15 protein-coding genes are annotated in these 15,808 nt (G+C 63.3%); 7 read left to right on the top strand and 8 right to left on the bottom strand.

Going from position 1 to position 15,808, the window contains the following annotated elements:
* Positions 1-220: 220 nt before the first annotated feature.
* From RX328_RS42545 to RX328_RS42535, 3 genes are all read left to right on the top strand, one after another.
* Positions 221-1,399 (top strand): acetyl-CoA C-acetyltransferase, encoded by a 1,179-nt coding sequence (locus RX328_RS42545; RefSeq protein WP_213253414.1) that lies wholly within the window; start codon positions 221-223, stop codon positions 1,397-1,399.
* Positions 1,400-1,604: 205 nt separating this feature from the next.
* Positions 1,605-2,330: an acetoacetyl-CoA reductase gene (gene phbB, locus RX328_RS42540; protein ID WP_213253413.1), complete on the top strand. Its 726-nt coding sequence runs from the start codon at positions 1,605-1,607 to the stop codon at positions 2,328-2,330.
* A gap of 200 nt (positions 2,331-2,530) precedes the next feature.
* Positions 2,531-3,397: a DMT family transporter gene (locus tag RX328_RS42535; protein WP_213253412.1), complete on the top strand. Its 867-nt coding sequence runs from the start codon at positions 2,531-2,533 to the stop codon at positions 3,395-3,397.
* Between the two features lie 19 nt (positions 3,398-3,416).
* Here RX328_RS42535 and RX328_RS42530 read toward each other — a convergent pair whose 3' ends face one another.
* The 3 genes from RX328_RS42530 to gloB form a co-directional block, all read right to left on the bottom strand.
* A complete protein-coding gene (locus RX328_RS42530) occupies positions 3,417-3,875 on the bottom strand; it encodes a hypothetical protein (protein ID WP_249726726.1) in 459 nt (152 codons plus the stop codon).
* A 173-nt stretch (positions 3,876-4,048) separates the two neighbouring features.
* Positions 4,049-4,483, bottom strand: a complete 435-nt coding sequence (locus tag RX328_RS42525; RefSeq protein ID WP_213253411.1) for a cupin domain-containing protein — start codon at positions 4,481-4,483, stop codon at positions 4,049-4,051.
* Positions 4,483-5,250, bottom strand: a complete 768-nt coding sequence (gene gloB, locus RX328_RS42520; protein ID WP_213253410.1) for a hydroxyacylglutathione hydrolase — start codon at positions 5,248-5,250, stop codon at positions 4,483-4,485. Before gloB ends, RX328_RS42525 begins: the two co-directional genes overlap by 1 nt.
* A gap of 121 nt (positions 5,251-5,371) precedes the next feature.
* Here gloB and RX328_RS42515 point away from each other — a divergent pair, with 121 nt between their 5' ends.
* Positions 5,372-6,124: a methyltransferase domain-containing protein gene (locus tag RX328_RS42515; RefSeq protein ID WP_213253409.1), complete on the top strand. Its 753-nt coding sequence runs from the start codon at positions 5,372-5,374 to the stop codon at positions 6,122-6,124.
* A 137-nt stretch (positions 6,125-6,261) separates the two neighbouring features.
* On the opposite strand, the gene RX328_RS42510 is transcribed toward RX328_RS42515, so the two are convergent.
* From RX328_RS42510 to RX328_RS42490, 5 genes are all read right to left on the bottom strand, one after another.
* On the bottom strand, positions 6,262-6,981 hold the full coding sequence (locus RX328_RS42510) for a DUF4167 domain-containing protein (RefSeq protein ID WP_213253408.1): 720 nt from the start codon (positions 6,979-6,981) through the stop codon (positions 6,262-6,264).
* Between the two features lie 491 nt (positions 6,982-7,472).
* Positions 7,473-8,345 (bottom strand): peptide chain release factor N(5)-glutamine methyltransferase, encoded by an 873-nt coding sequence (gene prmC, locus RX328_RS42505; RefSeq protein WP_213253407.1) that lies wholly within the window; start codon positions 8,343-8,345, stop codon positions 7,473-7,475.
* Entirely contained in the window at positions 8,342-9,421 is a 1,080-nt protein-coding gene (prfA, locus tag RX328_RS42500; RefSeq protein ID WP_213253406.1) for a peptide chain release factor 1, read from the bottom strand. Before prfA ends, prmC begins: the two co-directional genes overlap by 4 nt.
* 56 nt (positions 9,422-9,477) lie before the next feature.
* Positions 9,478-11,745 carry a phosphoenolpyruvate--protein phosphotransferase gene (ptsP, locus tag RX328_RS42495; protein ID WP_213253405.1) on the bottom strand — a complete coding sequence of 756 codons (2,268 nt, stop codon included), beginning with the start codon at positions 11,743-11,745 and terminating at the stop codon, positions 9,478-9,480.
* Between the two features lie 324 nt (positions 11,746-12,069).
* The gene (locus tag RX328_RS42490) at positions 12,070-13,323 is read right to left on the bottom strand and encodes an aspartate kinase (protein WP_213253404.1); all 1,254 of its coding nucleotides are present in this window, start codon (positions 13,321-13,323) and stop codon (positions 12,070-12,072) included.
* 176 nt (positions 13,324-13,499) lie between these two features.
* Between RX328_RS42490 and RX328_RS42485 the strand changes: the two genes are divergently transcribed.
* From RX328_RS42485 to RX328_RS42475, 3 genes are all read left to right on the top strand, one after another.
* The gene (locus RX328_RS42485) at positions 13,500-13,979 is read left to right on the top strand and encodes a PH domain-containing protein (protein WP_213253403.1); all 480 of its coding nucleotides are present in this window, start codon (positions 13,500-13,502) and stop codon (positions 13,977-13,979) included.
* A 3-nt stretch (positions 13,980-13,982) separates the two neighbouring features.
* The gene (ubiG, locus tag RX328_RS42480; protein ID WP_213253402.1) at positions 13,983-14,750 is read left to right on the top strand and encodes a bifunctional 2-polyprenyl-6-hydroxyphenol methylase/3-demethylubiquinol 3-O-methyltransferase UbiG; all 768 of its coding nucleotides are present in this window, start codon (positions 13,983-13,985) and stop codon (positions 14,748-14,750) included.
* A 155-nt stretch (positions 14,751-14,905) separates the two neighbouring features.
* Positions 14,906-15,805, top strand: a complete 900-nt coding sequence (locus tag RX328_RS42475) for a DMT family transporter (RefSeq protein ID WP_213253401.1) — start codon at positions 14,906-14,908, stop codon at positions 15,803-15,805.
* Positions 15,806-15,808: the final 3 nt, after the last annotated feature.

Below are 15,808 nucleotides of genomic sequence, written 5' to 3'. Positions count from 1 at the left end.
TCGGCTACCGTTTTGTGCGGCACGGTTAATTCCAAGGCATAGACGCTGCTACGGAAACCCCCATGGGGATCAATTTGAATGCGCCGCGGCAGGATTTTGGGCGCCGGCCAATTGACATGGGTCAGCGAGGTTAACAACATAAGGCGAGAGACAGGCACGCCACCCCGGCCGCCCGCCGTCAAACAACCTCAAGCCCAAGAAACCCCATAAGGAGATGTCCATGTCAGACGATGTCGTCATCGTCAGCGCCGCCCGCACTCCGGTCGGCAGCTTCAACGGCGCGTTCGCCACCACCCCGGCCCATGACCTCGGCGCCATCGCAATCAAGGCCGCGCTGGAGCGGGCGGGTGTCGAGCCGGGCCAGGTCTCCGAAGTCATCATGGGCCAGATCCTGACCGCGGCGCAGGGCCAGAACCCGGCCCGTCAGGCCTCGATCAATGCCGGTATTCCGGTGGAGAGCCCGGCCTGGGGCGTCAACCAGCTCTGCGGCTCGGGCTTGCGATCGGTCGCGCTCGGCTATCAGGCACTGCTGAACGGCGATTCCTCGATCGTCGTGGCAGGCGGCCAGGAATCGATGAGCATGGCCCCGCATGCGCAATATCTGCGTGGCGGCGTGAAGATGGGCGGGCTGGAGCTGGTCGACACCATGATCAAGGACGGTCTGTGGGACGCTTTCAACGGCTATCACATGGGCAATACCGCCGAGAACGTCGCCAAGCAGTGGCAGATCACCCGCGCCCAGCAGGATGAGTTCGCCGTCAACTCGCAGCAGAAGGCCGAAGCCGCGCAGAAGGCCGGCAAGTTCAAGGACGAGATCACCGCCGTCACCATCAAGACCCGCAAGGGCGATGTGGTGGTCGACACCGACGAATATCCCCGTCACGGCGCGACGCTGGAGGCGATGGCCAAGCTGAAGCCCGCTTTCGAGAAGGACGGCACCGTGACCGCCGGCAGCGCGTCGGGCATCAACGACGGCGCAGCCGCCGTGGTGCTGATGACCGCCAAGGAAGCAGCCAGGCAGGGCAAGAAGCCGATCGCCCGCATCGTCTCCTGGGGCCAGGCCGGCGTCGATCCCAAGATCATGGGCACCGGCCCGATCCCCGCGTCGCGCACTGCGCTGAAGAAGGCCGGCTGGAACGTCGGCGACCTCGATCTGATCGAGGCCAACGAGGCGTTCGCGGCGCAGGCCTGTGCGGTCAACAAGGACCTCGGCTGGGATACCAGCAAGGTCAACGTCAACGGCGGCGCGATCGCAATCGGCCATCCGATCGGTGCGTCGGGCGCGCGCGTGCTGGTGACGCTCTTGCACGAGATGCAGAAGCGCGACGCCAAGAAGGGCCTCGCCACGCTGTGCATCGGCGGCGGCATGGGAATCGCGATGTGCGTTGCACGCGACTGAACTAAAGGCAGAGTGATCGGTTGAATGATGAAAAGATCATCTCGCAACCGCGGCTCGAATTGGTAAAGATGAAATGCCCGGTCTCGCGCCGGGCATTTTCGTCTCCGCAAGCGTTTTCAACAACGCTTCAAGCCAAAGGCTCAGCTTCGTCAAAAGACCGGGACAATTCCGGCATAGAAAGAAGACCACCAAGGAGGACTACGACATGGCACGTGTTGCATTGGTTACGGGGGGCACGAGGGGAATTGGCGCTGCGATCAGCAAGGCGCTGAAAGCTGCGGGCTACAAGGTCGCGGCGAGTTACGCCGGCAATGATGCTGCCGCCGAGAAGTTCAAATCCGAGACCGGCATTCCCGTCTACAAATGGGACGTCAGCTCCTTCGATGCTTGCGCCGAAGGTGTCAAGAAGGTCGAGGCCGATCTCGGACCGATCGACGTGCTGGTCAACAATGCCGGCATCACCAAAGACGGCGCCTTCCACAAGATGACGCTCGATCAGTGGAACGCGGTGATCAACACCAATCTCGGCTCGCTGTTCAACATGACGCGCCCGGTGATCGAGGGCATGCGCGCCCGCAAATTCGGCCGCATCATCAACATCTCCTCGATCAACGGCCAGAAGGGACAGTTCGGCCAGGTCAACTATTCCGCCGCTAAGGCCGGCGACATCGGCTTCACCAAGGCGCTGGCGTTGGAGAATGCCAAGGGCGGCGTCACTGTGAATGCGATCTGCCCCGGCTACATCAACACCGAGATGGTGCAGGCGGTGCCGAAGGACGTGCTTGAGAAGAGCATTCTGCCACTGATCCCGATCAACCGTCTCGGCGAGCCCGAAGAGATTGCCCGCGCGGTGGTGTTCCTGGCTGCCGACGAGGCCAGCGGCATCACCGGCTCGACCATGACGATCAACGGCGGCCAATACATGGTGTGATGTTTTCTTGCCATTGCCTGCGACAAACGCGAAGCGTTTGCGCAAGTGAGCGATAGCGACGGCCCTTCTCCGCTTGCCGCGCAAGCTTCGCAGGGTTAGGAGTCCGCCGAAGCGTTTTAACGCGAAGGCGGAAGCAATCCATCTTGGCTATACAGGCGAGAAAGATGGATTGCTTTGCTTCGCTCGCAATGACGAGACCCATGACTCCCCGTTCCGCCACACTGATCGGACTGACCGCGATCCTGATGTGGTCGCTGCTGTCCGTGCTGACGGTTGCGACTGGAAAAGTCCCCGCATTCCAACTCGCCGCCATGACGTTTGCGATCGGCGCCCTGGTCGCTTTCGCAAGTTTCCTGTTCAGGCCCGCCGCCTTTGGCGCCTTGAAGCAGCCACCGGTCGCCTGGGTCGTCGGCGTCGGCGGATTGTTCGGCTATCACGCGCTGTACTTCCTCGCGTTGCGCTTTGCGCCGCCGGCCGAAGCCGGCTTGCTGAACTATCTCTGGCCGCTCCTGATCGTGCTGTTCTCGTCACTGCTGCCGGGCGAGCGGCTGGCGCCACATCACATCATCGGTGCGTTGCTCGGGCTTGCTGGCACCGTGCTGCTGTTTGCCGGCAATACCAGCAGCTTTGCGCCAGGCCAGATCCCAGGACTGGCTGCGGCCTTCGTCGCCGCCTTTGTGTGGGCCGCCTATTCGGTGATGTCGCGGAAGCTCAAGGCGGTGCCGACCGATGCGGTGGCCGGCTTTTGCCTCGCCACCGCGCTGCTGGCTGCGCTCGTCCATGGCATGGTGGAGATTACGGTGTGGCCGGAAACGATCGGGCAGTGGCTTGCCATCGTGGCGCTTGGCGTCGGCCCTGTCGGTGCTGCGTTCTTCGTCTGGGATATCGGTATGAAGCGTGGCGATATCCGCGTGCTCGGAGCGGCGTCCTACGCGACGCCGCTCCTATCGACCTTGTTTCTGATCCTCGCCGGTTTCGCGCAGCCGACCGCCACGATCGCCATTGCCGCGATCCTGATCGCCGGCGGCGGCCTGATCGCGGCGAAGGACATGGTGTGGAAGAAGTAGGATCTCGGTGCCCAGCCTGTCACGCTTGCACACGCAAGGAAGCAAGTGTCGCGGCACAAAACGCCAGCAAGGTCACGCCCGCATTAACGGCGTGGGAATATTCCCAGTGCCGGCGCGAGGTTTGCCAATCCTTGGGTTTCACAGTCCAATTGTTGGTGGCGACGTTGACCGGGTTGGTCCAGATCAGGAAAATTGCCAGATTGACAACGATGAGAGCGATTGCGGTCAGGGCAAGCCAAAATGCCAATTGGTCACCTCTGACTTCAACCGCGAGAGCCAGATTGGCAATCAACGACGCCGGCAAGAACAGGCCGACCACCCACCAGCCGACATAGGTGCGCTGGACCACGAAGTAGTCCTGCTCCGACATCTGCATCTTGTGGCGCAGTTCGAACAAATGCGCAGCCGGAGCGATGACAGCAAGCCCGGTGAGAATAATCGCCAGGAATCGAATAATCATCGGAGCGGCTTCCGTCATGCAAGAGGGACGGCGCGCAGCGTGGGCGCCCGTTCCCTGGCATGCCGAGATACCGGATCGGGCCGCGGCTTGCCCGCGAGCGGCTTTCGCTACCAACCTCGTCGCCCGGCCAGCGTTCCTGCGGTTGCTTGTTCGGGGAGGCAGCGTGGCTGTTCGCGCGCGATCCCGGTACCTCACCGTGCGGGGAACCAGTCCGGTTTTGCCAGCTCAAACTTCGCAAAGTCGAATCCGGGGGCGACGGTGCATCCGACCAGCGTCCAGTCGCCGGTGCTTTCAGCGGATTGCCAGGCGTGCGGAGGCACAATGGCTTGCGGAACATCGCCGCCAGCGAGATCGGGCCCAAGTTTGACGCTGCGCCGGCCGTCGTCATCGGCGATCTGCAGCATCAGCGCCGCGCCCGCGTAATAATGCCAAATCTCGACTGCATCGATGCGATGCCAATGCGAGCGTTCGCCGCGCGCCAGCAAGAAATAGATCGCGGTCGATCGCGAGCGCCCGGCGGTGTCCACGCTTTCATCGCGAAACGTCTCGCGATAATGCCCGCCTTCGGGATGCGGCTTGAGGTCGAGCCGCGCGATGATCTCGGCGGCTTGTTTTGGCAACGCCATCAGGACTTGTTTTTGCGTTCGCGCAGTTCGCCGAACACCTCGGCGGCGTCGGCGCCCTTCATATGCAGCTTGGCCGCCACCGACGGCTCGTCGGCGCGCAGGAACACATTGGCTTTTTTCTCCTCGCCCAGCAGCACCGGGATCGTCGGCTTGTTCTCGGCGCGCAGCCGCGTGACTTCCTCGGCGCGCGCCTTCAGCGCCGGATTGTCGCCGTCGACGGTGAGCGCGAATTTAACGTTGGCGGCAGTATATTCATGGCCGCAATAGAGCTTGAAATCGTCCGGCAGCGCGCGGAGCTTCAACAGCGAATCCCACATCATTGGATAATTGCCCTCGAACACCCGGCCGCAGCCGATCGAGAACAGCGTATCGGCGGCAAACACCGCCTTTTCCGTATCGAACACGTAGGAGATATGATCGAGCGTGTGCCCCGGCGTTTCCAGCACCCGCGCCAGCAGGCTTCCCACCTTGACTACGTCGCCGTGGGCCGCGCGCAGGTCGACATTGGCAATCTTGGTGGACTTGTCGTGCGGTGCAACGACGCGGCAATTATATTTCTGCTTCAACTCGGCAATGCCGCCGACATGGTCGTGATGGTGATGCGTGACGAGAATATCCGTCAGCGTCCAGCCTTCGCGCTCCAGCGCCTTGATGATCGGGGCCGCCTCCGGCGCGTCGATCGATGCGGTGGCCTTGGTCGCGGGATCATGGATCAAATAGCCGAAATTGTCGTTGAGGCAGGTGAAGGTACGAATTTCCGCGGCCATGACAGCTCCGTGGGTTAAGGCTTTCAGCCCCGCTATTCGGAAAGAAATATGGCGTTAAAGCTTGCGCGGCAATGCCATTTTCGGCGCGCCGCAGTGAAACACGGTGTGGTAGATTGCGCCCATGACCATCGACGTCATCGATCTCCGGGATTTCTATTCACAGCGCCTCGGCATCGTGGCGCGGCAGTTGATCAACCGCGGCATTCGGGCGCGCTGGCCCGATGCGGCGGGGCAGCGGGTACTGGGCCTCGGCTATCCGACACCTTATCTCGGTCTATTTCGTGAGGATTCGGAGCGCTGTATCGCCTTCATGCCGGCAGCACAGGGCGTCTTGAAGTGGCCGACGGGGCGGCCTGCGCTGGCTTCCCTGATCGACGAATTCTCGATGCCGTTACCGGACGCTGCAGTCGACCGCATTCTGCTGGTTCACGCGCTGGAAATGTCCGACGATCCGGAACGCTTGCTGCGCGAAGTATGGCGGATACTGGCTCCATCCGGCCGCTTGATCGCGGTGATTCCGAACCGTCGGGGCGTGTGGACGCGCACCGACAATACGCCGTTCGGTCATGGCCGGCCCTATTCGCGCGCGCAGATCACGCAATTGCTGCGGCAGACCTGGTTCACGCCGGCGGCGTGGGGCGAGGCGCTGTTCCTTCCGCCGGTCGGCAATAGCTGGTTTCTGCGCTCGGCGATGGCGTGGGAGCGTGTCGGCGCCGCGCTGTCGCTGCCGTTCGCCGGCGTCCATATCGTGGAAGCGACCAAACAGGTCTATCGCGCGATCCCCGCCGGCCGCGAACGTACGCGGCTGATTCCGTCGCTGGAGCCGGTGCTGGTGCCGTCATCGACGGCAACGCGGGACAAGCTGAAATCGTAGGGTGGGCAAAGGTGCGTTTGCGCCGTGCCCACCATCTTATCCGTGGTCTTTGCAAGAGAATTGGTGGGCACGTGGAGCCTGTCATCGGGCGCGCATTCGCGCGACCCGTTGGCTTTGCCCACCCTACAAACTGCTACCTACTCATTCCCCGGATTGAAATCTTCGCTTGGCGCGGCGGGCGCGGCCATGCTGTCGGGGCGCGGGCCGTGCGGCCGGCGGCGCCGGCGCGGGAAACGCTCGCCGCGGCCCTCTTCATATCCGCCGGGCGTACCGTTCACCTGCGGCTGCGGGCCGGTGATGAAGGAGGGCAGGCGATCGACGCCGCCGGTATCGGCAATCACCGGCTGCGGCTGAGTTTGCGGCTGATATTGCGGCTGCGGACGGTGCTCGCGCGGCTGTTGGTCGCGCTGGTAGGACTGGTTGTCGCCGCGCTGTTCGCGCGGATTGTTGTCGCGGATGTACGGCTGTGGCTGCTGAGGAACGAAGCCCGGCTCCTGGCCGAAATGGGAGAAGCTCTCGCCCTCGTCGTCGCCGTCTTCCGTCGGCTGCTGTTCGGCGTCGATGCGCGGCTGCGGCTGGTTCTGCCGGAACTGCTCCTGCGCAGCAGCGATCAGGCGGAAATAGTGCTCGGCGTGCTGGTAGTAGTTCTCGGCCGCGACCGGGTCGCCGGAAGAGCGCGCATCGCGCGCTAGCTGAACGTATTTTTCCGCAACGTGCGAAGCGGTGCCGCGGATCTTGATGTCAGGCCCGTTGGATTCGAACACCCGGGTCATCGGGTTCTGACCACGCCGGCCATCGTTCCGGTTACTGCCTTGATTCCGGTTACGCATCCGCTTGTTGTTTTGACCGTTTCTCATGTCTCGCCTTTATTCCAGCCCTGAAGTTTTGCAGTTGCCGTCGTAGCCTGATCCGATCCGGCGCGCACTCAGGCGCACCGAATCACGATGCCGTTAAATTCATGTCGTCGATTTCGCCAACCCTCGCGTTCAACAAAGACGCGTTCCCCAATCGGCGGCGTACATTCGCCCGCCGGATCAAATCATTCAGCCTGCCAAAACCAGCCTAACCGTCTTGCATGACGGCTTCGCGTGACTGGCTGTTGCGTAAGTCTTCAAGCGCAATATCAGGCTTTCGTTCGCTTTACGGTCGAGAGCAGCACAGCTCTAGCTATTGCGCTCGATTCGACCTGCGTTTGGAACCTTTCACCCGGCGGGCTCTCGTTTCGAGAAACTCTGGCCTCACCCGTATGGATCTTACGGGGCCAGCAACCCTGGACCGATGTTGTGAACGGAACGTAGTCGCTCCGGGGGAATATTCCAAGGGGTTTTTTTTGCGTTCCAAAAGGACTTTATCGGGCCATTTTGTGGCCCGCGACCGCCCTCGGAATGCCCGCCAGATCAGTCTTGGGGGCCCTTGCAGGCGTTAACCCTGCGCTCGTCATCAGGGCCTGGATTGGGCCGCTCTGGCCCTCTCCGGCCTCCACGACCAAGGCTGCACCCGGGGCGAGGAGGCCGGCCGCTTGGGGAATCAACGCGCGGTAGGCGTCCAGCCCGTCGGCGCCACCATCGAGCGCGGCAAGCGGGTCATGATTTCTCACCTCCACCGCCAGACGGCCGATATCCGCCGACCGGATATAGGGCGGATTCGAGACGATCAGATCGAACGAACCGGATAGTCCGCGCGCGTAATCGCAGGTGATGAACGTCGCGCGCTCCAACAGGCCAGCGGCGGTGGCATTGGCCGTCGCGGTCTGCAGCGCCGCTTCGGAGATGTCGGTTCCGAATCCCTCGGCCGCCGGCAATTCGGATAACAGTGCGAGAAGAATTGCGCCGGAACCGGTGCCGAGATCGGCGATACGCATCGGACGAGCGAGATCGCCGCCGGCGCGTAGCAATTCCAGCGCCAATTCGACCACCGTCTCGGTATCGGGCCGCGGCACCAGGGTTGAGGGGGAGAGTTGCAAGGGCAGACCCCAAAACTCTTTCTCGCCGATGATGCGGGCGACCGGTTCTCGGGCGAGGCGACGGCGGGCGAATTCCTCGAAGCAAGCCGATTCGTCCGAGGTGAGCTCGCGCTGTGCAGCCGATATCAAGCCGGTCAGGTCGAGGCCAAGTGCATGGCCTGTCAGGATCCGCGCGTCGAGGTCGGCGGATTCAATGGCGGCGGCTTTGAGTCTCGCTGCGAGCGCGCGCCGGGCGGCCTCGACGGTCGGCGCTCTCACGCCGCTGCGCCCTGTGCGGCAAGCTGGGCGGCCTGATGCTCGGTCGTCAGCGCGTCGATCAGTTCGCCCAGCGCTTCGCCCGAAATCACCTGCGGCAATTTGTAGAGCGTCAGGTTGATGCGGTGATCGGTGACGCGGCCCTGCGGGAAATTATAGGTGCGGATGCGCTCGCTTCGGTCGCCGGAGCCGACCTTCTCCTTGCGGTCAGCGGAGCGCGCGGCATTGGCGCGCTGGCGTTCGGCGTCGTAGATGCGCGAGCGCAGGATGTTCATCGCGGAAGCGCGGTTTTTGTGCTGCGAGCGGCTGTCCTGCATCATCACCACGATGCCGGTCGGAATGTGCGTGATACGGATCGCCGATTCAGTCTTGTTGACGTGCTGGCCGCCGGCGCCTTGCGCGCGCATGGTTTCGATCCGCAGATCTTCATTCTTGATGTCGACATCGACATCCTCGACCTCGGGCAGCACCGCCACCGTTGCAGCCGACGTGTGAATCCGCCCCTGTGTTTCCGTATCGGGCACGCGCTGCACGCGGTGCACGCCGGATTCGAATTTCAGCTTGGCGAACGCGCCGCGGCCCTGCACCTCGGCGATGATTTCCTTGTAGCCGCCCACGGTACCTTCCGAGGCCGAGATCACCTCGACCTTCCAGCCCTGCAAGGCGGCAAACCGCTCATACATGCGGAACAGATCGCCGGCGAACAGCGAGGCCTCGTCGCCGCCCGTGCCGGCGCGGATTTCCAGCATCACGTTGCGGTCGTCCATGGCGTCCTTGGGCAACAGCGCCACGCGAATCTTCTGCTCGAGGTCAGCGACGCGCGCCTGCAGCGTTTCGAGCTCGGCTTCGGCCATGCCGCGGATTTCGGGGTCGGTGCCAGCATCCGCCAAGAGCGATTCGGCGCCCGCAATCTCGGCCCGTGCCGTCCGATACGCCTTGACCGCATCGATCAGCGGATGGAGCTCGGCGAGCTCGCGCGTGATCTGGACGTATTTCTCTGAATTCACCTGGCCCAGCAGCTCGGCCTCGAGCGAGGCGTGGTGGGCGAGCAGGATATCGAGTTTGGCTTCGGGTAGCATGGCGCATTTCTCAGGCAGGGGATACGGAAAGGTGGCGTTGTCGGGGCAGAGCCTCGCTACAACGACAGCCCCTCGGCTTCCGCGAATTCCGTCAGCTTCTGCCGGATCGAGACGCTGCCGGCCGGCGCGTCGAGCAGCGGCATCAGGACAGCTTCCGCCTTCTTGGCGTCGAGGTCGAGGATCATCGCCTTGACCGGGCCGTGCGCGGTGGCCGACAGCGAGAGCGAGCGGTAGCCGAGCGCAATCAATGCCAGCGCGCCGAGCGGTTTTGAGGCCATCTCGCCGCATAGCGAGGCCATCTTCTTCGCGGCTTGCGCCTTCCGGACGATATCGCGCAGCGCGCGCAGGATCGGCGCCGACATGGTGTCGAACCGTTCGGAAACTTTTGGGTTGCCGCGGTCGACCGCAAACATGAACTGGAACAGGTCGTTCGATCCAACCGAAACGAAATCGACCTTCTTCAAGAGTTCGTCGAGTTGATAGAGCAGCGCCGGCACTTCCACCATGGTGCCGACGTCGATACGTTCCGGCAGCGCGTGACCGTGCTGGCGCAGGTATGTCAGTTCGCGCTCGACGATGGCCTTGGCCTGGTCGAATTCGGCGACATCCGAAATCATCGGAAACATGATCTTCAGCGCGCGGCCGCCGCCGGCCCGCAGCAGCGCGCGAATCTGACCGCGCAACAGTCCCGGCCGGTCGAGCCCGAGCCGGATCGCGCGCCAGCCGAGCGCGGGATTTTCCTCGATGACGGTCTCCATATAGGGCAGCGCCTTGTCGCCGCCAATGTCGAGGGTGCGGAACGTGACCGGCTTGGAAGCAGCGGCGTCCAGCACGGTGCGATAGAGCGCGAGTTGGTCGGAAGCGCGCGGCAGGCTCTGGCCGACCATGAACTGTAGCTCGGTACGGAACAGCCCGATGCCGGCGCTGCCGGTGTCGTCGATATGCGGCAGGTCGATGACGAGGCCCGCATTGATCATCAGTTCGACCGGCTGGCCGTCCTTGGTAATACAGGGTTTGTCGCGCAGCGCGGCATACTGCGCCTGCCGCCGTGCGCGGAACCGCACCCGCTCGGCATAGGCCGATTCGATCTCGGCGGAGGGGCGGACATAGATCGAGCCCGAGGTGCCGTCGACGATGATGGGATCGCCGGGATCGGCAATGCCGGGCGCGTTCGGGATCTCGCCGACCGCAGGGATTCCGAGCGCGCGCGCCACGATCGAGACGTGCGAATTCGCGGTGCCTTCCTCCAGCACCAGGCCGCGCAGCCGCTTGCGGTCGTAGTCGAGTAGCGCCGCCGGTCCCATCGCGCGCGCGATCAGGATCGCGTTTTCGGGAAGCTGCTCGCGCGAGGGGGCGTGATCCTGGCCGACCAGTTGCCGCATCAGGCGATGGCCGAGGTCTTCCAGATCGTGCAGGCGGTCGCGCAGATAAGGATCGGTCGAGCGCAACATCCGCGCGCGGGTGTCGGACTGCACGCGCTCGACGGCGGCTTCCGCGGTGAGGCCGGTAGCGACCGCCTCATGCAGCTTGTGCGACCAGCCGTGGTCGTTGGCGAACATCCGGTAGGCTTCCAGCACCTCGCGGTGCTCGCCGCCATCGGCGACGTCGCCGCGCTCCAGCATGCGGTCGAGATCGGCGCGCAGCTTGGTCAGCGCTGCATCCAGTTTCTTGATTTCCTTCGGCAGGTCTTCGGCGATGTAGTTGGTGATGACGACGCGCGGCTCGTGCAGCACGACATGGCCGAGCGCGATGCCGTCGGAGAGGATCGCGCCGGTCTTGTGCAGCGAATGCCGTGCCGCCGGTTCCGCGCCGGGCTGCGCCAGCGCCGCCAGTTCGCCTGAGGCGATCATTTCCGCCAGCACCATGGCGGTGGTCTGCAGCGCCTCGACCTCTTCCTCGACATAGGTGCGCTTGGCGCGGTTCTGCACCACCAGCACGCCGAGCGTGTTGCCGGCGCGCAAGATCGGCACGCCAAGGAACGAATGGTAGATTTCTTCGCCGGTTTCCGGCCGGAACGAGAACGCCGGATGGCTCTGCGCGTCCGAGAGGTTGAGCGGGCTGGCCTCGCTGGCGACGAGGCCGACGAGACCCTCATGCGCGTTCAGCACGGTGCGGTGCACCGCGTCGCGGTTCAAACCCTCGGTGGCATAGAGTTCGAGCGTGTTATCGATACGCAGCACATAACAGGAGCAGACCTCGGCCACCATGTTGGCCGCGATCAACACCACGATCTTGTCCAGGCGTTCCTGCGCCGAGACCTTCTCCGCCATGGTTTCGCGGAGCCGTCTCAGCAAGACGCGGGGACCTCCCGACGTGCTCCGCATGTGCTGGTATCCTCCCCCGCAAGGCCAGCCCGCCGGGTGGCCGGCAGCTGGCGTGAAACGCACGACAAGCAACAATTTTATTCATTCGGCGCTGCCGCAGGGCGCCGGATCCCGGCCGAATCGGGATCGCCAAACCGTGGCGCAGTTTGCAGCAACCACCTCACAGGCCGTATAGCCAATCGAGGCTTGCTTTGCCAAGCAAAACGCCTGCCAGAAGCAATAACGTGTGTGTCAGGACCGATGCTGCGCCAGCGAAGCGCATGATCCGCCAAACTAGGCCGGTTTGGCGATCAGACCATGCGCCAAATTTGAGAGAAAATCGTTCTAAGTCTGGTCGAGCCCGTAGAGCGTGTGCAGCGTGCGTACCGCGAGTTCGGTATAGGCGGCGTCGATCAGCACTGAAAACTTGATCTCCGAGGTGGTGATGGCGCGGATGTTGATGTTGCGCTCGGACAATGCCTTGAACGCCTTCGCCGCGACGCCGGCATGGCTGCGCATGCCGCTGCCGATCACCGATACCTTCGACACGTCGGTGGCGCTGTCGAGCCGGGCATAACCGATCTTGCCCTTCGACGAGGTGATGGTGTCGCGGGCGCGGTGATAGTCGGAGGCCGGAACGGTGAAGGTGAGATCGGTGGTCTTGCCGTCCTCGGAGACGTTCTGCACGATCATGTCGACATTGATGTTGGCCTCGGCCAGCGGGCCGAAGATCGCGGCGGCAACGCCCGGCTTATCCTCGATCTGGCGGAGCGAAATCTGGGCTTCGTCCTTGGAAAAGGCGATGCCGGTGACGACGTGGCTTTCCATGATTTCCTCCTCGCTGCAGATCAGCGTGCCCGGCGGTGTGCCGTGCGGGTCGATATCCTCAGGCTTGTCGAAGCTGGAACGAACGAACACGGGCATGTTGTGCACCATGCCGAGTTCCACCGAGCGCACCTGCAGAACCTTGGCGCCCAGCGAGGCCAGTTCCAGCATGTCCTCAAAGGCGATCTTGTCGAGCCGCCGCGCCTTGGGAACCACCCGCGGATCGGTGGTGTAGACGCCATCGACGTCGGTATAGATGTCGCAGCGGTCGGCCCGGATGGCGGCTGCAATCGCCACCGCCGAGGTGTCCGAACCGCCGCGCCCGAGCGTGGTGATCCGGTGGGTCTGCGGGTTGATGCCCTGAAAACCGGCAATGACGGCGACTTCCTGACGATCCTTGAAACGAGCGGCGATCTCGCTGCCGTCGATCTCGAGAATCCGCGCCGAGGCGTGGGCGTCCGAGGTTTTGATCGGGATCTGCCACCCTTGCCACGAGCGGGCCTGGATGCCCATGCCCTGCAGCACGATCGCGAGCAGGCCCGCGGTCACCTGTTCGCCGGATGCCACCACGGCGTCATATTCGCGCGCATCATGCAGCGGCGAAGCGTCGCGGCACCAGTCGACCAGCTCGTTGGTCTTGCCGGCCATGGCCGATACCACGACGGCGACGTCATGCCCGGCATCGACTTCACGCTTGACGTGACGCGCGACATTGCGGATTCGATCGATGTTGGCGACGGACGTACCGCCGAATTTCATCACGAGGCGGCCCATGACGTCGCGTGCATTCCCTGTGAGGATAAGTTAGGTGACCCGCACGGAAACTGGAGCGCCCGGGCCGAAAGCGGCGTATACATAGCGACGCGGTCCGGGGCAAGCACCTCCGGTTCCGTTTTCGACCCAAAAATGGCGCAAATTGCTGTGGTGACGGGTTAATTCAGGACGAGCGTATGGGGCGTTATATCGATGATATCCTGCAGCCCGGCGAGAGGGTGCTGTATTCGACCAACGCGCACTGGATGTTCTATCTCCCGGCCATCGCGGCGTGGACTGTGGCGATCGTGTTTCTGGTGCTGTCGCGGATGGTCACCGCCGACGCGCTGATGTTGCTTTGCCTGGCGCTGGCTGCCGTCGCCGGACTTGCGGCATTGTATTGGACCGCGACAGCTTGGTTCCATCGCTGGACCACCGAGACCGACGTCACCAATATGCGAGTCGTCCACAAGACGGGCTTCATCAAGCGGCGAACCTTCGAGATGAGCCTCGACAAGGTCGAGAGCGTCGACGTCAACCAGAGCATTCTTGGCCGCATCATGAACTACGGCGACGTCACCATTCAGGGCGTCGGCGAGGGCACGCAAACCATTTCCACCATTTCGCGCCCGCTGGCGTTTCGCACCGCCATCACCACCCGACCGTCCGGCACCTGAACCATGGCCATGCAGCAGAACTCCTCCGCCGGTTTGTCGGGCAAGGGCTCTACCGTCGACCCGGCCGAGGTCGCGAAATTTTCGAAATTGTCGGATGAGTGGTGGGACCCCAAAGGCAAGATGGCCCCGCTGCACAAGATCAACCCGCTGCGGCTCGCCTATATCCGCGACGCCGCCTGCCGCAAGTTTGAGCGTAACGCCAGGAGCTTGAGTTGCCTCTCGGGCCTGCGCATCCTCGATATCGGTTGCGGCGCTGGCCTGTTGTGTGAGCCGTTGACGCGGCTGGGCGCGCAGGTGATCGGGATCGATCCGTCCGCGACCAACATTGCCGCTGCCAAGCTGCACGCCGACAAGGGGCATCTGTCGATCGACTATCGCTGCACCACCGTCGAGCAGATGGACCACCGCGAGCGCTTCGACGTCGTGCTGGCGATGGAAGTGATCGAGCATGTTACCGATGTCGGGGCGTTCCTCGCCCGCTGCGCGGCGATGGTCAAGCCGGGCGGGATGATGGTGGTCTCGACGCTGAACCGCAACTGGAAGAGTTTTGCGCTCGCGATCGTCGGCGCGGAATATGTGCTGCGCTGGCTCCCGCGCGGCACCCATCAATGGGACAAGTTCGTCACGCCGGACGAACTCGCCCAGCACCTCGCCAACAACCGCCTCACCATCACCGAGCAGGCCGGCGTGGTCTACAACCCGCTCGCCGACAGATGGAGCATCTCGTCCGACATGGATGTGAACTACATGGTGGTGGCGGAGGGGATCTGAGTTGGTGCCGGCGCTAGCCGGATAACTGGTGCCGTCTCTGCGTTCGCGCGGACGACGGCGAGTTTTTGTCGCGCGCATTCCCGCTATGACGCCGCTCCGGTTGACCGCATCCATGGTGCCCGGCACGGTGTGGCTCCTTTCCGCCGGTATTCCCCATGCTGTCCGTCGCCATGCTCTGGATTCCCTTCACTATCATCGCCGCGCTGGGCCAGGTCGCGCGCAATGCGATGCAGCGGTCGTTGACGGGGCCGCTCGGGACCTGGGGCGCGACCAATATCCGCTTCCTGTTCGGCTTTCCGTTCTCACTGGTCTTTTTCGCGATCGTGATCGCTGTAACAGGCGATCCCGTGCCGTGGCCGACGGCTGTATTCTGGCCGTGGTTGCTGCTGGGCGCGCTCAGCCAGATCGTCGCCACCGGCCTGATGCTGCTCGCGATGAACGATCGCTCTTTCGTCGTGACGACTGCATATTTAAAAACGGAGGCGATCCAGACCGCGATCTTCGGCTTCATCTTCCTCAGCGATCGTCTGACGCTGCTGAAAGTGGTCGCGATCATGATCGCAACCGTCGGAGTGGTCATCACCGCGCTGCGGCCCGGCGGCGAGAAGGGCTTTGCGGAGTTGAAGCCGACCATCATCGGCCTGGTTGCAGCGGGCTGCTTTGCGCTGTCGGCGGTTGGATTTCGCGGCGCGATCATCACGGTGCCCGGCGTCTCCTTCGTCACCGCGGCCTCCTACACGCTGGTGTTCGGACTGTTCGTGCAGACGCTGGTGCTGACGGTTTATCTGCTGGCCCGCGCGCCTGATGTGCTGATGAAGATTTTCGGGCTGTGGCGGCCCTCGATGCTCGCGGGCTTCATGGGCGCGTTCGCCTCCCAATTCTGGTTTCTGGCATTTGCGCTGACGGCCGCCGCCAACGTGCGCACGCTGGCGCTGGTCGAGGTGTTGTTTGCGCAGGCCGTGTCGTATTACTCGTTCAAGCAGCCGTTATCGGCGCGTGAATTGTCCGGTATTGTCCTGATCGTGATTGGTGTGGCGCTGCTGGTGGCAGCTTGATGC

The sequence above is a fragment of the Bradyrhizobium sp. sBnM-33 genome (assembly GCF_032917945.1).
Classification (GTDB): domain Bacteria; phylum Pseudomonadota; class Alphaproteobacteria; order Rhizobiales; family Xanthobacteraceae; genus Bradyrhizobium.
Note: the sequence above shows the minus strand (reverse complement) of the source record. Positions and strands in the feature narration are given on the sequence as shown.